18 protein-coding genes are annotated in these 23,250 nt (G+C 42.1%); 9 read left to right on the top strand and 9 right to left on the bottom strand.

The genetic code is table 11. The annotated features are described in order from the left end of the window. Positions 1-3 precede the first annotated feature (3 nt). Together BM266_RS12840 and BM266_RS12835 are read right to left on the bottom strand one after the other, a co-directional pair. Positions 4-2,973, bottom strand: a complete 2,970-nt coding sequence (locus tag BM266_RS12840) for an amidohydrolase family protein (protein WP_093410408.1) — start codon at positions 2,971-2,973, stop codon at positions 4-6. Positions 2,974-3,038: 65 nt separating this feature from the next. After that, the gene (locus BM266_RS12835; protein WP_093410406.1) at positions 3,039-4,133 is read right to left on the bottom strand and encodes a DUF3810 domain-containing protein; all 1,095 of its coding nucleotides are present in this window, start codon (positions 4,131-4,133) and stop codon (positions 3,039-3,041) included. A 124-nt stretch (positions 4,134-4,257) separates the two neighbouring features. Here BM266_RS12835 and BM266_RS12830 point away from each other — a divergent pair, with 124 nt between their 5' ends. After that, a complete protein-coding gene (locus BM266_RS12830) occupies positions 4,258-5,718 on the top strand; it encodes an aminoacyl-histidine dipeptidase (protein ID WP_093410404.1) in 1,461 nt (486 codons plus the stop codon). 63 nt (positions 5,719-5,781) lie between these two features. On the opposite strand, the gene BM266_RS12825 is transcribed toward BM266_RS12830, so the two are convergent. Genes BM266_RS12825 through BM266_RS12815 form a run of 3 tightly spaced genes read right to left on the bottom strand, consistent with a single transcriptional unit; the run spans position 5,782 to position 8,477 of the window. Next, positions 5,782-6,903, bottom strand: coding sequence for a peptidylprolyl isomerase (locus tag BM266_RS12825; protein WP_093410402.1), 1,122 nt, complete (start codon positions 6,901-6,903; stop codon positions 5,782-5,784). 3 nt (positions 6,904-6,906) lie between these two features. Next, a complete protein-coding gene (gldI, locus tag BM266_RS12820) occupies positions 6,907-7,464 on the bottom strand; it encodes a gliding motility-associated peptidyl-prolyl isomerase GldI (protein ID WP_093410400.1) in 558 nt (185 codons plus the stop codon). After that, a complete protein-coding gene (locus BM266_RS12815) occupies positions 7,461-8,477 on the bottom strand; it encodes a DHH family phosphoesterase (RefSeq protein ID WP_093410398.1) in 1,017 nt (338 codons plus the stop codon). Before BM266_RS12815 ends, gldI begins: the two co-directional genes overlap by 4 nt. Before the next feature lie 83 nt (positions 8,478-8,560). Here BM266_RS12815 and BM266_RS12810 point away from each other — a divergent pair, with 83 nt between their 5' ends. The 3 genes from BM266_RS12810 to BM266_RS12800 all read left to right on the top strand — a co-directional run bounded on the left by BM266_RS12810 (position 8,561) and on the right by BM266_RS12800 (position 10,854). Beyond that, complete coding sequence (locus BM266_RS12810; RefSeq protein WP_093410396.1) at positions 8,561-9,598, top strand: alkaline phosphatase D family protein; 1,038 nt, start codon at positions 8,561-8,563, stop codon at positions 9,596-9,598. Between the two features lie 57 nt (positions 9,599-9,655). After that, positions 9,656-10,075 carry a nucleoside-diphosphate kinase gene (locus BM266_RS12805; protein WP_093410394.1) on the top strand — a complete coding sequence of 140 codons (420 nt, stop codon included), beginning with the start codon at positions 9,656-9,658 and terminating at the stop codon, positions 10,073-10,075. A gap of 179 nt (positions 10,076-10,254) precedes the next feature. Beyond that, complete coding sequence (locus tag BM266_RS12800) at positions 10,255-10,854, top strand: hypothetical protein (protein WP_139220642.1); 600 nt, start codon at positions 10,255-10,257, stop codon at positions 10,852-10,854. Between the two features lie 78 nt (positions 10,855-10,932). Here BM266_RS12800 and BM266_RS12795 read toward each other — a convergent pair whose 3' ends face one another. Beyond that, positions 10,933-13,041 carry a M3 family metallopeptidase gene (locus tag BM266_RS12795; protein ID WP_245760445.1) on the bottom strand — a complete coding sequence of 703 codons (2,109 nt, stop codon included), beginning with the start codon at positions 13,039-13,041 and terminating at the stop codon, positions 10,933-10,935. A gap of 222 nt (positions 13,042-13,263) precedes the next feature. On the opposite strand from BM266_RS12795, the gene azu reads away from it, so the two are divergent. From azu to BM266_RS12780, 3 genes are all read left to right on the top strand, one after another. Beyond that, positions 13,264-13,800 carry an azurin gene (azu, locus tag BM266_RS12790; protein ID WP_093410388.1) on the top strand — a complete coding sequence of 179 codons (537 nt, stop codon included), beginning with the start codon at positions 13,264-13,266 and terminating at the stop codon, positions 13,798-13,800. 296 nt (positions 13,801-14,096) lie between these two features. Then, positions 14,097-15,983, top strand: coding sequence for a phosphoglycerate dehydrogenase (gene serA, locus BM266_RS12785; protein ID WP_093410386.1), 1,887 nt, complete (start codon positions 14,097-14,099; stop codon positions 15,981-15,983). 315 nt (positions 15,984-16,298) lie between these two features. Continuing rightward, positions 16,299-17,357: a hypothetical protein gene (locus BM266_RS12780; RefSeq protein ID WP_093410384.1), complete on the top strand. Its 1,059-nt coding sequence runs from the start codon at positions 16,299-16,301 to the stop codon at positions 17,355-17,357. Here the strand turns inward: BM266_RS12780 and BM266_RS12775 are convergent. The 3 genes from BM266_RS12775 to BM266_RS12765 form a co-directional block, all read right to left on the bottom strand. After that, a complete protein-coding gene (locus BM266_RS12775; protein WP_093410382.1) occupies positions 17,354-18,043 on the bottom strand; it encodes an aspartate/glutamate racemase family protein in 690 nt (229 codons plus the stop codon). The genes BM266_RS12780 and BM266_RS12775 overlap by 4 nt on opposite strands. Positions 18,044-18,053: 10 nt before the next feature. Next, positions 18,054-18,302 carry a hypothetical protein gene (locus BM266_RS12770; protein WP_093410380.1) on the bottom strand — a complete coding sequence of 83 codons (249 nt, stop codon included), beginning with the start codon at positions 18,300-18,302 and terminating at the stop codon, positions 18,054-18,056. A 175-nt stretch (positions 18,303-18,477) separates the two neighbouring features. Then, a complete protein-coding gene (locus BM266_RS12765) occupies positions 18,478-19,680 on the bottom strand; it encodes a CapA family protein (RefSeq protein ID WP_245760443.1) in 1,203 nt (400 codons plus the stop codon). 212 nt (positions 19,681-19,892) lie between these two features. Here BM266_RS12765 and pta point away from each other — a divergent pair, with 212 nt between their 5' ends. Next, the gene (pta, locus tag BM266_RS12760; protein WP_093410378.1) at positions 19,893-21,986 is read left to right on the top strand and encodes a phosphate acetyltransferase; all 2,094 of its coding nucleotides are present in this window, start codon (positions 19,893-19,895) and stop codon (positions 21,984-21,986) included. A gap of 4 nt (positions 21,987-21,990) precedes the next feature. Beyond that, entirely contained in the window at positions 21,991-23,178 is a 1,188-nt protein-coding gene (locus tag BM266_RS12755) for an acetate/propionate family kinase (RefSeq protein ID WP_093410376.1), read from the top strand. Positions 23,179-23,250 lie beyond the last annotated feature (72 nt).

Below are 23,250 nucleotides of genomic sequence, written 5' to 3'. Positions count from 1 at the left end.
ATTTTAGTGGATTTCTTCAAGGAAGTCACAGTGAATGTGTTGTTCTTCCTTTTTGGTTACCGGCTGGGTTTTTACGCCGTTGTTCTTAGCTTTCAGCATCTGGGTAATTAGTTCATTTCTTTCTTCTGAAATCCTTTCGCGTAATTCTTCGTCTCTTTCAATATCAAAATAAACTGTCCCCTGGATAAGTGTCTTTTCAGGCTTAGCATAAACCGAAAGCGGATGGTCGCTCCATAATACCAGATCGGCATCCTTGCCTGTCTTTATGCTTCCTACCTTATCATCGATATGAAGCAATTTCGCAGGGTTAAGGGTGACGAATTTCCAGGCATCTTCTTCAGAAACTCCTCCGTATTTTACGCTTTTGGCTGCTTCCTGGTTCAATCTACGGCTCATCTCTGCATCGTCACTGTTAATGGCAACGGTGATTCCCTGGCTGTGCATTATTGGCGCGTTAAACGGAATCGCGTCGTTAACCTCGTATTTATAAGCCCACCAATCAGAGAAAGTGGAACCGCCGGCACCGTGTTCTTTCATCTTATCGGCTAATTTGTATCCTTCCAGAATGTGAGTGAAAGTATTGATGTTGAAATCGAAGTTTTCAGCAACTTTCATCAGCATATTTATCTCGCTTTGCACATACGAGTGCGCTGAAACATAACGGTCCATATTGAGGATCTCCACGATGGTTTCCATCTCAAGATCCTTCCTGTAGTCCTTATCGTTTTTCTTGTTTTGTTCGTACTCACGGGCGCGTGTGAAGTAATCGGTGAAAACCTGTTCCACTCCCATTCGCGATTGTGGGAATCTGGAGCGGCTGCCCCAGTTAGATTGTTTTACGTTTTCTCCCAGTGCGAACTTGATGAACTTAGGTGAATCCTCAAAGATTATATCTTCAGCAGATTCTCCCCATTTAAGCCTCAATATCGCTGAACGTCCTCCAATAGGATTAGCCGAACCGTGCAACAGCTGGGCCGTAGTAACTCCCCCGGCCAGGTTTCGATAAATATTGATGTCAGTAGGGTCTACCACGTCTTCCATAGAAACTTCTGCAGAAGAATTATGCCCGGCCTCATTGATGGCAGAGGCTGCAATATGCGTGTGTTCATCTATAATCCCCGAGGTAAGGTGTTTTCCTGTAGCGTCAACCACCTTCGCACCGCCGGCATTAAGATTCTGGCCAATTCTGGAGATCTTTCCGTTCTTCACAAGAACATCGGTGTTTTCCAGGATTCCTTCCTCCTCATTGGTCCATACCGTAGCATTGGTGAAGAGTATATCTTCCTGTTTTGGTTTCTCAGTAAAGCCGTAGGCATTATTCGGAAAGCTTACCGGTTTTACTTCAGGGGTTTCTTTAGCTTCATCCTTTTTTTCTTCGGAAGTGGCTTCAGTGTCTTTTTTGGTAGCCGTGAACGAGGTTTCATTCCCATTGGCAAGAATAGCTTTTCCTGAAATTTTGTCGGTTTCTGAAGGTACATTTGCCACCAATCTGATGAATTCGGTTTTAGTGGTATCTGGAGAAGAGAGCAACAGGTTCATCCAGTTGTCAACAAAACTTAGTTTTGAACCTATTTTTGTTTCACCCATTTTCACTTCTGCTTTAGGCTTAGCTGGCTCCCCGGTAATCTTCACTTCATAGGAATTCCCGTCTACAGCCAAGTCATAATCACCTTTAATGTTGGTGACATTCATATTTTCAAGAACCGATCTTTTTCCCTGAACCCAGTTCTCATAAAGCGTGGTCTCTTTATCGAAAAAGTCACCCGAAGTAATTATAAAATTCGCCCAGGCACCTTCTTTAATAGTTCCAAGGTTATTTTCCTCGCCAAGCAATCCGGCAGGAACGGTGGTTAAGGCGGCTAGCGCATCTTCCTGGCTAAGTCCATATTCCACAGCTTTCAAAAGATTTTTTCTGAAATCTTTCTCGGCATCTATTCCCTCGGTGGTTAGAGTAAAAGGAACATTGTTTTCTGCCAGCATTTTCAAGTTGGCCGGCGCCTGGTTCCAGCGTTTCATATCGTGCAGACTTACCTTTGAAGCCATAAATGGGTCTTCCACATCATAGGCATCAGGGAATTCCAATGGTACAATATAGGTGGCATCGCTCTCCTTGATTTCATCAAGGTTTTCATATTCAAATCCGCTTCCCAAAATGGTGTATTGAATCCCGAATTCATCACCAATTTTATCGGCTCTGAGTTCATCCAGAAGGTTGTCGGTAGCGAAGATCTGCAACAAATTTTTATTGCGGTTCAGAGCTTCTAAAGCAAGATCCTTGTTCTCTGCTTTTCCTTTTGCATACCATTCAGCATCCAAATAGGCCTGGCGAATAAGCGCCATCGCACCCATCTTTGAAGTAGGGTAGGACTGCCTGGAAGTTGCACTTTTATCGAATGACAAATATTGAGCAGAACGTTGTTTAAGGATTCGGTCACCGTCACTTCCATCAGGATTTAGAGCGATCAGCATACCGTTCCCACGGATAATTCCATCGGCAAGGTGAGTGTTCACCACTCCAAACCCAGCTTTATGCAGTTTTCCGGCTTTATCCTTATCAAAGCTAAAAGCCGATAGCGGATCATTATCGGGACGAATATGGTCATTCCAGTAATAGCCTTCTCTGCTCGCATCGTATTGTGGCTGGCCGTTGCCATTGCCTGCAGCTTTTGGTTTTTCAACACCAAACTCGCTGTATAGATCAATAAAGGAAGGATAAACTTCTTTGCCTTTCAGGTCTATGGTCTGGCTGTTGGCCGGCACTGAAATATTTTTTCCCACAGCGCTGATCTTGCCATCTTTTATAGCAAACATCCCATTGTCAATAATAGTGGTAGGGTTTACATGAATTCTGGCGTTTTTAAAAACGGTAGTACCGGTTTTTGTGGTCTTTACGCCATCATTTTTGGGGAAGTACTCCTGGGCCTGAAGCTGGGCGCCTGCCAGGAATACAAATAGTAGAAATTTTAATTTCATAAAATGTAAGGGTTTAATAAGAATGCTAAATTTTTGTTAGAAAAAGGCCGTAAAATAATAAAATTTTAATAAAAACCTGTTCCTGTTGCTCCGGTATTTTTCTCTTCTGCAAAATAATTCACAAGAAGGGCAACCACATAGCTGTAGCTCTTCATACCTTCAGCCTGGTTATTTACCATTAAATATCTGTTGTAAGTTGCCAGAAACAAGGGTTCGAAAGGGTTTTGGTGGCGTAACCAGAAATCGTCTACTTCGCGGTAATTCGCCAGGATTCCGGGCCGGATCTTTTCCTTGAGTTCTTCAAATTTCTCTTTGTCCCGACGGTATAATTCATTCAGGCTATAACGCAGGGCAAAGGCATGACCGGAATACCTGAAATAAATATCGGGATGATTCATCGTGGCCAGGCAGGCTATGAAATTAGCCTCATTCTCTTTTGCAAAGCCCAGTTGGTGACCAACTTCGTGGCTGGCCGTAGTTGGGATCTTAAATTTCACGATCTGGGTATTAACCTGGGCTTCCCCGGTGAGCGGATTTAAATATCCATTAAACCCCATATAGGTAAGGGGAATACTATAAAGCGATCGTTTTAGGTTAGGATTTTTATAAGTGAGTTCAGGATATTCCTCGCTTAGATGATCATACCCGAGAATGGTTTGTTCAAACAATTCCTTTTTGGAATATGGAATTTCTATAGCTAAGGAATCATCAGCAGAAAGTTCGGCGTGCAGCTCGTTAGATCTAGAAATAAGATTTTCTGAAAGAATTATAAGTTCTTCTGTGGTATAATCAGGATCTAATTCCAGGGCCTGGTGGAGAGGTAGCCGGTAATAATTAAAACCCCAGATAAGATGAAAACAGGCGTAAATTACTGAAAGGGCTGCAAGGCCGTCTATAATCCACTTTCGCGGACTACGAAATCTGGTTTTGAATCTTCGGATGAGCCATTTTAGAAGCATTAAAACCAAAATCGCGTAGAGAAAGTCCCCCAGGCTGAAAGGTAGGAAGCCCAGAGGAAAACGCATAAATCGAGAGATCCAGGGGTATATTCCCCGGCTATACCAGTTTTCAATAAACAGGGGATATTCGGCCAGCAGACCGATAACTATGATTTGCACCGGTAACAGGCCGGCAAGTATATAGAGACTTTTTCTTTTCACTTTTCAAAAATAGCATTTATCCCCGGAAGGCTTGCTTTTTGGTTAATTTCCGTCAAAATAAGTTTTTCATTTTCCTTCCTGCCTAATTACCAATACCTTTGTGAATATACCAAATATTAAACCAATGAATGAAGAAATAAGAAGCCTGGAGCCTAAAGAATTATGGAATAATTTCGCCGATCTTAATGCCGTGCCGCGGCCATCAAAAAAAGAGGAACGCGTTATTGAATTCATTAAGAACTTCGGAAATAAACTTCAGCTGGAGACCCAGGTTGATGAAACCGGGAATGTACTTATTCGCAAACTTGCCACTGCAGGGATGGAAGACCGCAAACCGATCGTCCTGCAGGCTCACCTGGATATGGTTCATCAGAAAAATAATGATACCGATTTCGATTTTGATACTTCAGGAATCGAAATGTATGTAGATGGAGACTGGGTTAGAGCTAAAGGAACCACCCTTGGCGCCGATAATGGGTTGGGAGCAGCCAGTATGATGGCTATCCTGGAAAGTAAAGAAATTGCTCATCCTGAACTTGAAGCTCTTTTTACTATAGACGAAGAAACCGGAATGACCGGTGCTAAAAACCTTAATCCCTCAATGCTGAAAGGCGACATCCTTCTTAATCTGGATACCGAGGAAGATGATGAAATTGGGATTGGCTGTGCAGGAGGAGTAGATATTACTGCCCTTCGTGATTATGAACTCGAAGACACGCCAGATAACTCTGTAGGCTACAAGATTACTGTTAAAGGTTTGCAGGGCGGGCATTCAGGAATGGATATCATTAAAGGTCTTGCTAATGCCAATAAATTGCTAACCCGGGTGCTTTACGATTCCAATAAAGATTTTGGACTGCGTTTAGCTGAATTTGACGGGGGCGGATTGCGTAATGCCATTCCGCGCGAAAGCAAAGCCGTAGTAGCAATTGATCGATCTAATACCGAAACTTTTCTGAATGAAACTTTAGTGAAGGTGAGAGAAATTAAAACCGAATTTTCCTCCCTGGAACCGAATCTGGATATCGAGATCACAGAGGTTGATGTACCTGCAAAGGTAATGAAGGTTGAAGATCAGCAGGATGTGATAAGAGCACTTTCTGCCGCCCATAATGGAGTCTACCGGATGAGCCCGGATATTGAAGGACTTGTTGAGGCCTCTAATAATATTGCCAGTGTAAAGATCGCCGATGGGAAGGTGAAGATCAATTGTCTTACCCGTTCCTCGGTAGAATCTTCTAAAAATGATCTTGCCCATAGTTTGCAAGCTGCTTTTGAGCTTGCCGGGTTTAAAGTAAAACTTTCCGGAGAATATCCCGGATGGGCACCAAACCCCGATTCTGCTATTCTGAAAGTTTTAGACGAGCTCTATCAGAAGCAAAATAATGAGAAAGCTGATATCGCAGCCTGCCACGCCGGACTGGAATGCGGAATAATAGGAAATCATTATCCGGAAATGGATATGATCTCTTTCGGTCCTACTATTCGTGGAGCCCATTCTCCCGATGAACGTGCCAGCATTTCTTCAGCTAAAAAATACTGGCAGTTCTTACTTGAAGTTCTAAAGAATATTCCGAAGAAATAAAAGGAACTTTCACAAACAAAAAAGGCTGCCCGATCGGGCAGCCTTTTTAATACTTCTGAATTTTTATTCCTGCATTCCAACCAACTCCACTCTGAAGATTAGATCGGTATTTGGAGGGATTACGCCACCAGCACCGTTTTCACCATAAGCAAGGTGTGAAGGAATATAAAGAATGGCCTTGTCTCCAACCTTCATTTGCTGAACTCCTTCTCTGAAACCGGGAATCATAGGAGCTTCAGGACCGTATGGGATGGTCATTGGCTCGTATCCACCTTGATCTTTTCGTTGTTGACTGAATAGTCCCAGTTCCTGGGCTAGTTCCTCATTATTGGTGTCAAAGATCCTTCCATCCTGGAAATAACCTTCGTAGTTTAACTCTACCATTTGGCCGTCTGCTGGCTTTTCGCCATCACCTTCTTCTTCAAAATAGATCTGAAGTCCGCTTTCAAGTTCTTTAGCCTCTTCTTTTAGAACGCTGAATTTTTCAGCATTCTCAGCCATAGCATCTTCCATGCGTTTTTGAGCGGCTTCCTCTTCGGCTTTAAGTTCACTAAGTTCATTTTCAAATACCTTAGGCGCATCAAATTTTTTGGCGTCATTACCTTTTCTGATGATGTTTACTTTTTCTATGATCACCTCTTCAACGGGCCGATCGCCCGGATCGGTTTCTACTTTTCCAATAGAATCTACCACATCCTGGCCTTTGGCAATTTTACCGAAAACAGTATGCCTTCCATCAAGGTTAGGCGTAGGACCAAGGGTGATAAAGAACTGACTTCCATTAGTGCCGGGGCCTGCATTTGCCATAGATAGTATGCCTTTAGAATCGTGGCTTAGCTCGCTATTCACCTCATCCGGGAAACGGTATCCAGGACCGCCTGATCCTGTGCCTGTAGGATCCCCACCCTGAATCACGAAACCTTCTATGATACGGTGAAACCTGATTCCATCATAAAAATTTTTGTTTTTATAGGTGCTGTCTACCATAGTGTTCTTTCCCTCGGCAAGGGAAACAAAACTCGCTACGGTTATTGGGGTTTGATCATAAAAAAGTTCAGCTACAAAGCTGCCTTTATTGGTTTGGAATTCGGCATAAAGGCCGTCTTCAAGATCGGGATATTCGTCGTTACAGGCAACGAGCGTAAGCACCATTGCCAAAAGAATAAAGATGTTAGTAGTTTTCATTATTTAGTCTTCGTTTTTAGATTCATTTTTATTGATATCGTGCAAAGTCACCTTTGCCTTAACCGGAACATTCGTCCCGATCTTATTTTTGTCTCCGTAATATCCATAAGCTTTGTGCGAAGGAAAAAGAAAAGTAACAGTTTCTCCCTCTTTCATAAGCTTTAAACCCTGGCGGAGTCCGCTAAAAAGTTCCTCCTGGTCTACGGCATACTCCCTGGTTGGTTTTTCACCTTCTTCATAAATAGGTTCCCCGTCAAGGGTAGAAAGGCTATAATCGAATTTCACAAGGTCTCCGAATTCCGGCATTTCGGTATTTGAGGAGTCGGTAGATCTTTTGTTGTAATAATACCAAAATCCGTCATTGGAAACGAGGTATTCTGTTGCAGAGTCCTCTTCCATTAAATCTTTAATGTATTCTTCTTCAGCGGCCACCAGTTCCCGGTTTCGCTCTACCGATTCCCGAATATAAGAACCTGAATTCTGGCTGACGGGATAACGTGCTTCGGGCGATTTGCATGCCCCGAGCATCAGGATTGTTAATAGAATTAAAGCGATTCTCATAGGATTAAATCATCTTTATACTGCGGAAGAAGAGACTCAAAACGTTCCAGAGTTTCTTTCAGACTGAGGTCGCTTTTGCCTCCTGCCGCATTTATATGTCCGCCTCCTTCAAAATTCTGCCTTGCAAAAGCATTTACTGAGAAATCGCCTTTGGAGCGGAAGGAGATCTTTATGATGCCATCCTGTTTGTTTTCAATAAAAATCGCAGCGAATATTACACCTTCAAGGGCCAGTCCATAGTTTACAAAACCATCGGTATCACCTTTTCTGAAGTCGTGACGATCCAGTTCTTCCTGTGAAAGGCTTATATATGCTGTCTTATATTCAAGAAGCACTTTTAGGTTTCTTAAGGCTGTACCCAAAAGCTGCATCCTTTTTTCTGAATTTGTATCGAAAACCTTATTGTGTATTTTCCAGTTTTCTGCGCCTTTATCAATAAGATCGGCAACTACCCGGTGGGTAAGGCTGCTGGCAGAACTGAATCGAAAAGAACCGGTATCGGTCATAATACCTGTATATAGACAGGTGGCAATCTCCGGACTTATATGATTTGCAGCTCTTAGTTTTTCCAGGAAGTGGTACACCATTTCACAAGTGGAACTCATCGTGGCATCACTGTAAGTATGATTGGCATAATCGGTGGGTTCCTGGTGATGGTCTATCATCACAAAAACCGCTTGCGAATCTATTAGGGGTTGTACCATAATTCCGGCGCGGTTGAGTTCGTTAAAATCCAGAGTAAAAACCAGGTCGGCATCCGCTATAAGTTGGTTAGAGCGTTCCTGTTCATTTTCATAGATGATCACCTCTTCAGTCCCCGGAAGCCATTTAAGAAAATCGGGGTAGTTGTTTGGTGCAATTACCTGGGGATTATGGCCTTTATCCTTTAAGAAATGCCACATCGCGAGGGAAGCTCCTATAGCATCACCATCGGGACCTTTATGGGGTACAATTACTATATCTCTGGCCCTGGCCAGTTCGGCGGTAATCTCTAAAATGCTTTGTTCTATCATAGTCTAAGGGCTAAAGATACAATTTATTAACTTTTACTAATAAATGAACCATTAAATTTGATGCAGAAGCAAATCAACAAAAAATGAAATTAATATTAAGAATTTTACCCTTATTTATTCTTCTTTCCTGTGGAACTATTACCGAAACTGCTACTAAATCTCCTGAACAAAAATACGATTTCGTGCTTGCTTTTGGGAGTTGTAACAAACAGGAAGCTCCTCAGCCACTGTGGGAACCAATAATGAAAAACCAACCTGATGTCTTTATGTGGGGCGGAGATAATATCTATGCCGATACCCCCGATATGCAACTGATGCAGGAGTATTACCAAATACAACATAATGTGCCCGGGTATAAAAGGCTTACCAATTCCATCCCGGTTTACGGCACCTGGGATGACCACGACTATGGAGTTAACGACGGCGGAAAAGAATGGGAGTTTAAGGAAGAAAGTCAGCAGCTTTTCCTTGATTTTATGGGAGTTTCAGAAGACGACCCCCGACGGGGAAGGGAAGGGGTTTATCACAGTGAACTCCTGGAAACGCCGAAGGGAAATATTAAATTAATAATATTGGATACCCGGTATTTCAGAGATGAACTGAAGCCAGATGCAGTTCCGGGTAAAAGATATAAAGAGAACAGCAAAGGAACTATTCTTGGAGAACAGCAATGGCAATGGCTGGAAGAGGAATTGCATACCAGTGCGGCCACTTTCAATATAATTCTAAGCAGTATCCAGGTGATTTCTGAGGAGCACGGATTTGAAACCTGGGGTAATTTCCCAGCAGAAAGAAAAAGACTTATCAAATTAATAGAGAATTCCTCAGCAAAAAATATCATCATATTAAGTGGTGACCGCCATATTTCAGAATTTTCAGAAATGAAACGGGATCGTTTGAACTATCCGCTGGTTGATTTTACCTCCAGCGGACTTACACACAGCTATACCAGTTTTAGCGGGGAACCAAACCGGTATAGAATAGGAGAAGTGGTAAGCGATCTTAGCTTTGGGCTTCTTAAATTTGATCTTAAAAATAATAAGATGCTTATGGAAATGCGGGGAGAAAAGAACCGTCTTCTTCAGCAGCATAAAGTGGAGTACCCACATATAAAGCATTAAACAACTTGCTTTTGGAAGGTTTTTACTTATTTTTGCCCAAATTTTAAAAAGCATAAAATGGCAGGAAACAGAACATTCACCATGATCAAACCCGATGCAGTAGAAAAAGGGCATATTGGTGGAATAATAGAACAAATTACCGCTTCAGGTTTTAGAATTGTAGCGATGAAAATGACTCAAATGACCAAAACCGATGCGGAAGAATTTTACGCGATCCATAAGGAGCGTCCGTTTTTCGGCGAATTGGTGGAGTTCATGACACGTGGCCCTATTGTAGCCGCTATTCTTGAAAAGGATAATGCTGTAGATGACTTCAGAACTTTAATTGGAGCTACCAATCCTGAAGATGCTGCTGAAGGAACCATACGTAAGAAATATGCTACTTCTGTTGGTGAGAATGCTGTACATGGGAGCGATAGCGACGAAAACGCCGCTATTGAAGGTGCTTTCCATTTTTCCGGGAGAGAAATGTTCTAAGCAGAAATTTTGATTTATACCAAAAGCCATCAGTTAAACGCTGATGGCTTTTTTATTCCTTATTGTCCTACAAATACTTCAATTCTTACTATTTATCCTAATAATTTGAATGCTGTCGAATAAATAAGGTTTTTAGGGAGGTTCTTTTTAAATTTTACCGGAATCCAAATAGAAGGATTATGAAAATTATAGTTAGATGTTTCGTTTTAGTCGCGTTGTTATTAAGCACTTCAATTACTGCCCAGGAATTGGAAGGAAAATGGATTATCTCCGGAAATAAAAGTTTTGGAGCTTTTCCGGGAATACACCTGATGCAGGTGAGCGAAGATTCGTTATTACATTATAACTTTGATCAGTTTATTACTAAGACTTCTTATAAAACTGAAAACAATAAGCTGAAAATAGATACCCTGGCCTTTGCCGATTTCAGTTTTAAGAACCCCAACCGCTTAAGTATTTATTCTGAAAGGTTGGAGAATCCTATAGATTATATAAGGTTAGTTCCTACGAAAACTAAGTTGAGTGGTGAGGAGATCAAACAAATTAAATACAATTTAGAACGGGCTGGAAGAAATTTTGAGATAGATTTTCAAAACCATCCCGATAATAAAATTGTACATTCTTTTTTGAAGAAAATAGACCAGACTTACTTCCTGGTCATTTACAGGCATGGTAATATTATTACCGCTGTTCCTCTTGAAGAAATAACGGAAGATAATTTATTCCTGTATGGATTTCCTAATGGACCAAATAAATTAGTTGCTACGGCAATTGAATAATTTGGGGTATTTGTATGAAAAAACCTGCTTGAAAAATAATTTTCCAGGCAGGTTTTTTGCTTAATCTTATTCCAAAATCTATTTTTCTTCAGGTACAGGGAAACCGCGATCGCGCATTAACGCATCAATTTTGGCATCCCTTCCTCTAAAGCTTCTGTAAGCTTCAGCGGGATCCATAGCGTTTCTTGGAGCGAATAGATATTTAACCAGTTTTTGGGCTACATTTTTATCGTAGAACCCACCCGGAGCTTCGCTAAAGGCCTCTGCAGCATCAGAGGTGAGTACATCGGCCCAAAGGTAACCGTAATATCCTGTGGCATAACCCTCTCCGGAAAACACATGACCAAAATGTGGAGAACGGTGACGCATCACGATCTCTTTTGGCATTCCCAGTTCTTCCAGAGTTTTCTTTTCGAATTCCCTGGGTTCGATCTCGTCGGGATCGGTAGTGTGATACTTCATATCCATTAAGGCTGAAGCAAGGAACTCGGTAGTCTCAAATCCCTGGTTGAAGGTAGAGGCATTCTTGATCTTGGCTACCAGGTCATCAGGAATCACCTCGTTGGTTTCGTGATGACGAAGGAAGCGGTTGATCACCTCATCGGTAGACAGCCATCGCTCCAGTAACTGCGACTGGAATTCGGTGTAGTCTCTTACCCCTCCGTTTAGTGTTGGGTACTTCACATCAGCAGCCAGGAAATGCAATGCGTGCCCGAATTCGTGGAAGAAAGTTGTGGCATCATCCCAGGAAATCAGCACTGGCTCGCCTTCGGCGGCTTCAATAAAATTGGAGTTGTTGGAGGCTAAAACCGGCTCTCCGCCTTGTAGTTCAGAATAGCTGCGATAAGTGGTCGCCCATGCACCGGAACGTTTTCCCTGTCGTGCGAATGGGTCCAGATACCAAAGGCCTATCAGGTCTCCGGTGGATTTATCGGTTACTTCCCAAACATTCACATCTTCGTGAAACACAGGAACCGATCCTTCTTCAACAGGAGTGAATTCAAAATTGAAGATCTCTCCGGCAGTGAAGAAAAGGGCCTGGGTTAAATTGCCAAGTTCCAGGTATTGTTTTACCTCTTCGCTGTCCAGATCATATTTGTCTTTTCTTACTTTTTCAGCATAATAACGATAATCCCAGGGTTTTATAGTGATATTAGCCCCTTCCTTATCGGCTATGGCTTGCATATCGGCAACTTCTTGTTCTACGCGGGCCAGTGCTGCCGGCCATACTGCTTCCATAAGCTCCATGGCGTTTTCAGGATTCTTGGCCATGCGGTTTTGTAATCTCCATTGGGCGAAATTATCATAGCCCAGAAGTTCAACGCGTTCGTCCCGAAGTTTCAGGATCTTTTTGATCACATCATTATTGTCGAACTCATCGTCGTTATCTCCACGGGAATAATAATTATTCCATACTTTCTCCCGCAATTCCCTTTCGTCAGAATACGTCAGGAAAGGATCCATTGAAGAGCGAGTATTGGTTATCGCATATTTTCCAGGTTCTCCTCGTTCTTCAGCAGCGCTGGCAGAAGATTTTATAAAAGATTCCGGAAGGCCACTTAACTGGTTATCTTCCAGGAATACTACGTAATTCTCCTCTTCTGCTAACACGTTATTTGAAAATTGGGTGTAGAGCTTTGAGAGTTCCTTGTTGATCTCTGCATAACGCTTTTTATCGTCTTCATTAAGGGCAGCACCTTCCATGGCGAATTCCTCATAAATAAGATCAATTACTCTTTGCTCCTGGGCATCCAATGGATTTTCACGGGAGTCTTTGTAAACCTTTTCAATTCTTTTAAAAAGGTCCTCGTTTTGGGAGATTTTAGAGCTGTATTCCGAGATTTTTGGAGAAAGTTCCTTTTGAACCTCTCTAAATTCAGGGCTGGATATATTACTGCTAAAAATTCCATAATAGGTGAAGACCCTTCTCAGTTCTTTTCCGGCCTTTTCCATGGGAACAATGGTGTTCTCAAAAGTCGCGGCCTCCGGGTTACTGGCGATCTCATCTATTTCGGCCAGGTGCATTTCCATGGCTTTTTCCATCGCGGGTTTAACAAGATCAACTTCCATCTTGTCAAAAGCAGGAACCCCTGCATAGGGCCCTTCCCATTCGGCTAATAAAATATTATCCATATCCTTATCTTGTGCCAGAGCATTGGAACTCAAAATGGTTGCCAATGCGAGCATTCCGGCGTTTTTTAAAACTTTCTTCATTAAAGATTATTTTTAATTTAAACGCACTGAAGATACGAAGATTTTAGAATCTGGCCTTATCCTTTTTTTTAACATTTTACTTGAAAGTTTCCTTAAACTAATGCTCCCCATAAAAAATACTTTTATCTTTGATCCTGGTTTTGCTAAAGAGCGGAACTAAACCAAATTAATTATGAACATACAAATTATTTACTAATGAAAAATTTAAGCAAATTTGTTTTAATCTTTGGAGCTATGGCAATGATAGCTTGTGGTGACAAGAAAGAAAAAGACGCCGAGGAAAATACTGCTATTGGTACCTCTACTGAAGAAACCACTCAGACCCGTCAGGCCGATTCTCAAGATGCCGCCGATTCTGATGTAGTGGAGATCACTATTGAGGGGGATGACCAAATGCGTTTCAACATGGATGAAATTAAGGTTAAAGCCGGACAAACTGTACGTCTTACCTTGAAACACGTTGGCCAAATGGACAAAAACGCTATGGGGCACAATTGGGTACTTTTAACCCAGGGAACAGAAATATCTGAATTTGGCATGTCTGCGATGGATGCTAAAGCTAACGATTATATCCCGGAAGGAACCGATCAAGTAATTGCTCATACCAAAATGCTTGGTGGGGGAGAAAGCGATACTATCGAGTTTGAAGCTCCTGAAAAAGGAACTTACGATTTTATCTGCTCGTTCCCAGGTCACTATTCTTTAATGAAAGGAAAGTTCATCGTAGAGTAAATTTAAATTTTTAATTATATAATGCCTGTTTTCAATTGCTGAAGACAGGCATTTTTGTTTCCGTTAGTTTCTATGGATGATTTTTTTTTGAAATGTGAAATAGGAATAAACTAATTTCAACCTTTGATTTTTGTTATTTCCTTAAAATCCAGACTGAATATTGAAGCGTAATTATTAATACTATAAAACCTTTTTATTAGCCTCAGATCTCGATAAATTTTTAGTTTTTCGGAGCTTTCAAAAGTCTGAAAAGCTGTAGTTTTAGCCTTTTATTTTTTAGCCTTAAACGATCTTGAATGGAACGGCATATAGTTATTGATTTTGACAGCACCTTTACCCAGGTAGAAGCCCTTGATGTATTGGGAGAGATTTCTCTGGCAAGGGATGAAGAAAAGGAAAAGAACCTCAAAGAAGTTGAAAACCTAACCGATCTTGGAATGAAAGGGGAAATAGACTTCAGGAAATCCCTGGAGGAACGTCTTCAGCTTTTAAAAGCTCATGAAGATCATCTGCCACCCTTAATTGAAAACCTTCGGGAGCGTGTTTCTTCTTCTTTTGTGAGAAACCGTCAGTTCTTTGAAGAGTATCACGAGAATATTTATATTATCTCCAACGGCTTCAAGGAGTTTATTGTTCCTATAGTTAAGGAATACGGAGTACGCCCGGAAAACGTTTTTGCTAATACCTTCGAATTTGATCAGAACGGGAAGATCATTGGTTTTGACCGCGGGAATGTCTTATCTTCAAATAACGGAAAGGTTGAACAATTAAAACACCTAAATCTTCAAGGCGATGTTTACGTTATTGGCGATGGTTATACCGACTATGAGATCAAGGCCTCCGGACTGGCCAATAAATTTTATGCTTTTACTGAAAATGTGGAACGGGAAAATGTGCTCCAAAAAGCCGATCATATTACCCCGAGTCTCGATGAATTTTTATTTGTACATAATATGAACAAAGCTATTTCTTACCCTAAGAACAGAATAAACGTCCTTTTACTTGAAAATGTGCATCAGGACGCCGTAGATATCATGAAGGAGGAGGGCTACAATGTAAGCGTTCATCCCGGCGCTATGGATGAGGATGAACTCGCCGAAAGGATCAAAGATGTATCTGTGATCGGGATAAGGTCTAAGACTCACTTAACCAAAAAAGTTCTGAAAAATGCCAACCGCCTTATCGGCGTGGGGGCTTTTTGCATAGGCACCAACCAGATCGATCTGGAAGAATGCCTTAAAAAAGGGATCCCGGTTTTTAATGCGCCCTTCAGCAATACCCGTTCGGTGGTGGAACTAGCTATTGGTGAAATCATTTTGCTTATGCGAAACCTTCCCGATAAAATGAAATTGATGCACGATGGGAAATGGGAAAAATCGGCTAACAATAGTTTTGAAACCCGCGGCAAGAAGCTGGGGATTATAGGCTATGGAAATATCGGCGCCCAGCTTTCGGTAGTAGCTGAATCTATTGGTTTTGATGTTTATTATTACGATATCGAGGAGAAGCTTCCTCTGGGAAATGTAACCAAATGTAACTCCCTTAAGGAACTTCTGAATACTGTGGATATAGTGACACTTCACGTAGATGGCCGTAAGGAAAACCTCAATATGATTGGGGAAGAGGAATTCAACCAGATGAAAGATGGCGTTATTTTCCTGAACCTTAGTCGCGGCCACGTTGTAGACATTAAGGCCCTGAAAGAGAATATAGAATCAGGAAAAGTAATGGGGGCGGGGATAGATGTTTTTCCAAAGGAACCAAAAACCAATAACGAAGAGTTTGAATCTGAACTTCGGGGATTGCCCAATGTGATCCTAACGCCGCACATAGGTGGAAGCACCCAGGAGGCCCAGGAAAATATCGGGAATTTTGTTCCGGGGAAAATAATTGAATATATCAATACAGGGAGTACTACCAATTCTGTAAATTTCCCTAACCTGCAATTACCGGTGCTGAAAAATGCACACAGGCTAATTCATATTCACCGTAATGTTCCCGGGATTCTAGCTGATATTAACCGAATCCTGGCCGACCACGACATTAACATCGTTGGACAGTATCTTAAAACCAACGAAACAGTAGGTTATGTGATTACCGATATCGATAAAGAATATGACAAGGCTGTAATAAAAGACCTGAAAGGATTAATAGGAACGATTCGTTTCAGGGTTCTGTATTAGAAATAATTCATTATCAATAAAGGCACAGGATTCCCGGAACTCTGTGCCTTTTTTAATTGCCTGATTTTAAATACTTTTTTTGTATTCAACCTATTAGTTTTAATTGAAATTAGTTCATACATCTTTAAAAGGATGCATTTCAGATGTATGGTTCTAGCCGCCTTGCTTCCTAAAGTCACGGGAAACCCCCCATATTCATTTCCGCAGATATCTCTTATATTTATTCTTCAGTCCATCTATTTTAGATCACCCCGATCTCCCTGTCCAATGCCTGGTTTTGGAAAGTTTATAACTAACTAAACCAATTTGGAAATAATGAGAAAGTTATATCTTCTTACCGCATTTTGCATTTTTATTATTACAAATTCCTGTACCACAGATTCTGAGCTAAGTGAAGAGCTGCCGGTAGCTGAAGAACTTATTAATTTGCAGTTTGGTCCTATGCTCAATGATTTGCTATTCCTTGAGTCCGGGCAGCAAACTCAAAATAATGAGTCCACTCCGGAGCAGGGAGATTTCACGCAAAACTGTGTGAGTGCAATTCCTGCGTTTCTGGATATTGTCCTTTCCCGGGAAGGGAATATAATGCTCGGGGATATGGATACCCCGCTTCGCATTCCTATTAACCAAATCCCTTTCAATGATCCAAACGGAGACAACGACCAACCCGTTTATTTTACAGAGGAATCACCCGCCTTACAGTTACCGCCGGGAACTTATCAGTTGGAGTATGCTACCGTACTGGACTCCAACGAAGACATAGTTTGGCTTGCCCCACGAATGGACGACACTTCAGGGAACCTTGCCAATCTGGTAGATAATCCATTACCGCTAAGTATTAATCTGAATTCCGGGGGTAAGCCTTATGTACCTCTTGATGTAATTTGCTTCGACGATCGAATTGTTAATCGCTATGGCTATATCTTTTTTGATATTCAAGGTGTGGAGATTATCGAATTCTGCATCTTCGGAAATTATTGTGATGAGAATGGAAGACATCATTCAGCCCATTTTTCAGTAGATGTATGGAAGTACAGCGGTGACCCGGAAAACCCCAAAGCTGACAATTTATACAACGGACTTGAAAACGCGATTTGGGTGGAAGATGATTTTGAGAATGAAGAGGCTACTTATGGTGCTACAACATTATGTATGCAATTGCCTGATGCGCCCGGGCTTGATGAATATTATATGGAAATAAATCTGCTCCCAGGTTTGGGTAATTCTGAAGAAGAACTCATAAGAGCAGGAGTTATTACCGATGCGGATGTTCGTGCGCTGTTTGACGGGCCAGGAGCTCTGGATCCCTATCATTTTAGGGTGGCCTGCAGCAATTCAGATTCTCCCGACTTGTTTGGGCCTGGAGAAGACTAATCCTCGTCTTCAAAAATAAAATCTACGGCCATCTGCGCATGCAGATCGGTGGTTTCCAATAAAGGAATACTGGTTTTGTCTTGCGGTATAAGGATGGGTAACTCGGTACAGCCCATAATAATGGCATCAGCGCCTTTCTGCTGAAGATTCTCTAATTGTTTAAGGAAAAATGTTCTGGCTTCGTCGGTGAATTTGCCCTGGGTTAATTCCTTCGATACGAAGCCGTGGCAATCATCAAGGTATTCATCTTCCGGAATAATAACTTCAATTTTGTAGATATCTTTGAGTCGGTTTTGTAAAAATCCCTTGGTCATGGTAGGCTTGTTCCCCAGTAGCCCCAGGCGTTTATAACCTTTTTTCTGAGCCTCAATACCAACGGCGTCAGCGATATGAAGGATGGGAATATTAATTTTAGGCTGAACATACCTATAAACCATATGTGGGGTATTGGCACAAATTATAATAGCGCCTGCCCCGGCAGCTTCCAGTTTTTTCGCGATCTCAAGATAAGCGCTGTTTATGGCTTTCAGATTTTGCTCGCGCATTAGCTTTATATTGAGGCTGTATAGTAAGAGCGGCGGATTTTGATCGGCGCCAATCCTTTCTCCGGCTAACTGATTCAGCAGCCGGTAATATTCAATAGTAGAGTGCCAGGAGGTGCCTCCTATCATTCCCAGTAATTTCATTATTTATTGATTAAGTTAATAGTTCATTATTTAACCTGGCTGCCATGGAACGGCGGGTTGCAATATATGGATGTCCCAGATTCTTCAAGGTATTTAGAAGGCTGAAAACAGCGTCATCTGATTGGTAATTGAAAGAGATCTTTGAGCGCTCTGTATCGATATTGATTTCACTGAGACCTGGAATAACTGAGACCTTCTTTAATATCATCTGAGCGGCCCCGTTATTCTTCAGGTTTTTTACGATTATGTTGGCTTTCATGATTGCTGAATTTAGAGAGTTACACCATCTTCTGAATATAGGATTTTATACGGTTTTGAACTGTAACAGCGGTTACACTGTTTTCCTAATTTATTGTCAGGATCCAATTTCAGAAATTTTTGGTAGAAATTTTATGAGCAAAATCAGGAAAACTGAGGTTTTTCATAATTTTTAATTACCATTGAAGCCAGAGAGCATTTTCATCATCCATATTAAGGCTGGTACCCAATCTTTTTCCTTCCCGGCTCAGGGTTTTCTGAAGCCACTTAACATCTTTTTTAGAAGCGCGATGTAAACGGAAATTTTTGATCTTCATCGGATACATTTCCAGGCTTATAAGCTGCCCCGTGTTCATATCTATTTCAGGAAAATACATCAGGCTGAGGTCGCCGCGGTATTCTTCGTGACCGCTTATGCCTTCGTAGTCATTGATGAAATCTCCGGCGCCGTAAATAATTAATTTGTTTTGATATACTTCCATTCCCATTGGATGATGCGAAGAATGACCAAAAATAACATCCACGATTCCCTGATCGATAAGTTGATGGGCGAATTCCCGCTGCCGTTGCGAAATATCATAACCCCAGTTCCCTCCCCAGTGTACAGAAAGAATTACCAGGTCCCCGGCTTGTTTTTGTCGCGCAATATCCTCTTTTATTCTGCTTAATTCTTTTTCGCTCATTCCCGGCAGATAGTTAACACCCGAGTTATTGGTTCCCGCAGCCCAGCTGTCAAAAACTCCACTGTTCGGCATCCCGTAGGAGAATACAAGCACCCGGCCTTTTTCCGTTTCCAGGATTGAGGCTTTAGCTGCCTCCTTTTCGTTATTCCCAACTCCTGAAAAAGATATCCCTGCGCCCCGCAGACTTTTCATTGTTTCTTCTAAGCCCTTCCTACCCCAGTCCAGGCTATGGTTGTTGGCCAGACTTACCTGGTCTATTCCGGCAGTAGTGAGAACTTTTAGGTTTTCCGGATGCATCCGGTAATGAATACCCTTTCCAGGCCAGGCCTGATTACTGGTGGTGATACTGGTTTCGAGGTTGATGAGTTTCAGGTCCGGGGCGTTCTGTTTCCAGAGCTTGAAGGCATCACCCCAGATGTACTGATAGGAAACCGGTTGTTTTATTTTTCCGTTTTCACGTTCTGCCAGTAAGACGTAATCCCGGGCATCTTTCACATAGGCTTCATGCAATATTGGGTCTACTGAAGCGGGTAGCACCTGATCGATACCCCGGCCGGTCATCACATCACCACTAAGGAAAAGCTTTATTATCTTATTCTCTATCCCCACTTTTTCTTCCTTGTTTTGTGAAATTGCAGCAGTTCCAGCCCATAAAAGCAGGCTTGTCAACACCATCACCCTTTGATAATTATTCATCCCGAACCTCCTTTCAATCACATCCCTTAAGATAAGAATATCTGTAGTACTAAGATTCTATTTCAATCATTTTTTCAGAGTTTCCCACACAATTTTTTACAATCTTTTAACTTGCGTTAAACTTGATTTTAATCAGTTTTTCTGATCTTTTGAGAGTCAACAGCAGTCGGGGTTTTTTATAAACCCTATTTTTGTGCAACAAATAAAAAATCATGAACAAAGGAATATACATTGCTACCCTGGAATCCCACAGCGGGAAATCGATGATCAGCCTTGGACTTATGCGTACCCTGCTTGGGAAAATGGTTAAAGTAGGCTATTTCAGGCCTATTATCGACGATATGCCCGTGGGAGAAAAAGATAATCATATAGACACTGTTTTAAGCTATTTCGATCTTAAAATCCCTTATGAAGATACTTATGCTTACACCAGAGGTGAGGTTATTCAGAAAAGAAATGAAGGTAAGGCCGGAGAGGTGATCGATACCATTATTAGTAAGTATAAAAAACTCGAAGAGAACTTTGATTTTGTGCTGGTAGAGGGTAGTGATTTTTCGGGTGAAGGCAGCGTATTTGAATTTGATGTAAACGTAGTGATCGCGAAAAACCTGGGTATCCCAGTGATAATTGTGGTTAGCGGCCAGAATAAAACCTGGGAAGAACTCCTTGGTAACCAGCAAATGGCCTACCGTGCCTTTAAAGATAAAGACGTGCAGGTTATGGCTATGGTGAGTAATAAAATAATGGAAGAGAACCTGGAGCCGGCTAAAAAGAATATGCGCGGTTTTTTACCCGAAGAGGTACACGTATTCTCTATCCCGCTTATCGATAACCTGAACAACCCAACCCTGAAGGAAATTCTTAAAGCCCTCAATGGAAGAGTCCTGTTCGGGGAGGAATTTCTTGATAACCAAACCGGAAATTTCGGGGTGGGAGCAATGCAGCTTCGCAATTACCTGAATACCCTGAAAAACGAAAGCCTGGTGATAACCCCCGGCGACAGGGCAGATATTATCCTTGGCGCTTTACAGGCAAATATTTCCAGTAACTATCCGCGTATTTCGGGAATCATCCTAACCGGTGGACTAACTCCTGAAAAATCTATTATAAAGCTTATCGAAGGACTTTCAGATATTGTGCCTATCATTTCGGTAGAAGAAGGGACCTTTATTGTTACCAACAAGGTGGGGGCCATAAAATCCAATATCTACGCCGACAGTATTCAGAAAATACAAACCACCATCAGCATTTTTGAGCGTTATGTTTCCTTTGATCCTTTAGTAGAAAAACTCACTAATTATCAGCCTCAGGGAAGAACCCCAAGGATGTTCCAGTATGATCTTGTTAAAAGAGCGCAACAGAGCAAGAAACATATTGTGCTGCCTGAAGGAACCGATGAAAGGATCCTTACTGCTGCAGCCCGACTGATCAATATGGACCTGGTGGATATCACCCTTTTGGGAGATGAAGAAACTATCAGGAAAACAGCAGCCAAACTGGGGCTTAATCTTAATTTTGACAAGGTGAAAATCATCGATCCGGTGAATTCGGCTAATTTCCTGGATTATGCGGAAACCTTCTATGAACTAAGAAAACATAAGGGAGTGAATATGGATATGGCTAAAGACAGGATGAGCGATGTTTCATACTACGGAACAATGATGATCCACAAAGGCCATGCAGACGGAATGGTTTCGGGAGCGGCTCACACCACGCAGCACACTATCCTGCCGGCACTTCAGTTTATCAAAACCAAACCGGGTGTTTCGGTCGTTTCTTCCATATTCTTTATGTGCTTGGAAGATAGGGTTTCAGTATTTGGAGATTGTGCCATTAACCCGAATCCTTCAGCCGAAGAACTTGCTGAGATCACCATTTCTTCAGCAGAAAGTGCTGCCGCATTTGGAATCGAACCCAAGATCGCGATGCTTTCTTATTCCTCAGGAAGTTCAGGAAAAGGAGAAGATGTAGACCGGGTACGCGAGGCCACCGAAATGGTGAAATCCCGTCGCCCAGACCTCAAGATTGAAGGCCCTATCCAGTATGATGCCGCGGTGGATATAAGCATTGGAAAATCTAAGCTGCCGGATTCAGAGGTTGCAGGGCAGGCCAACGTGCTGATCTTCCCAGATTTAAATACAGGGAATAACACCTATAAAGCCGTGCAAAGAGAAACCGGAGCCCTGGCAATTGGACCAATGCTTCAAGGCCTCAACAAACCGGTAAATGATCTTAGCCGTGGTTGTACGGTAGATGACGTTTATAACACGGTAATTTTAACAGCCATCCAGGCACAAGGAATTTAACCAAATGGAAAATATATTAATAATAAACTCAGGGAGTTCTTCTTTAAAATTTCAGCTTATAAAAATGCCCGACGAGACTGTGCTGGCTTCAGGGCTTGTAGAACGCATCGGGTTAAATGGCGCCAGGCTTCATTATAAAAGCGCTGACAATACAGTTTCAAAGGAATTGGAAGTTCCCGATCACGCGGTAGCCTTAAAAGCGATTACAGGGCTTTTAATGGATTCAGAAAAAGGAGTGATAAAAGAAGCTTCTGAAATTCCTGCGATAGGGCACAGAGTTGTACATGGAGGCGATACTTTCTCCAAAACCATCATTATCGATGAAAAGGTGAAAGCCAAGATCAGGGAATATTTCTCTCTTGCTCCCTTGCATAACCCACCTAACCTGAAAGGAATTGAGGTAGCCGAGCAACTTTTTCCGCAGGCAAAACAGGTAGCGGTTTTTGATACGGCTTTTCACAGAACTATTCCTTCCCGCGCTGCCCAGTATGCCATCCCAACCTCTTTTTACGAGGATCACCACATTCAGGTTTATGGCTTCCATGGCACCAGCCATAAGTATGTTACCCAACAGGCGAACAAGGAACTTAAAAAAGAGAGCTCAAAAATCATTAGTGTGCACCTTGGTAACGGTTGTAGTATTACCGCGGTAAAAGATGGGGAAAGCATAGATCACTCTTTAGGTTTCGGACCGGTTAACGGACTTGTAATGGGTACCCGTAGCGGAGATATAGACCAGTCGGTGATATTTTATATGATCGAACAACTGGGGTATACCGCACAGGAAGTGAGCGACATCCTGCACCATAAAAGTGGAATGATGGGCCTAACGGGCTATAGTGATCTTCGTGATATCGAAGAGCAGGCCGAAAAGGGAAACCGTCAGTGTCAGCTCGCTTTGGATATGAATGCCTATCGCATTAAAAAATACATCGGGGCCTATGCCGCAGCGATGAATGGGGTTGATGCAATAGTGTTTACCGCCGGAATAGGGGAGAACAGCGATGTGATTCGTGGCCTGGTTTGCCGGGATATGGATTTCTTCGGAATTAAACTGAACGAGGAAAAGAACAAAGAACGCTCTAAAGAGCTGAGGTACATCAATGCGGAAGACTCTAAAGTGAAAGTGCTCGTGATTCCAACCAACGAAGAGTTGGAGATCGCCCAGCAAACCCTGGAACTTATCTCCTGAAAATTGAAAATATTATATCAAAAGCCCGCCGGATTTCGCGGGCTTTTCTTTTTGACGTTTGCCCCCGTATAA

The organism is Salegentibacter flavus, assembly GCF_900115145.1.
In the GTDB taxonomy this organism is placed as follows: domain Bacteria; phylum Bacteroidota; class Bacteroidia; order Flavobacteriales; family Flavobacteriaceae; genus Salegentibacter; species Salegentibacter flavus.
Note: the sequence above shows the minus strand (reverse complement) of the source record. Positions and strands in the feature narration are given on the sequence as shown.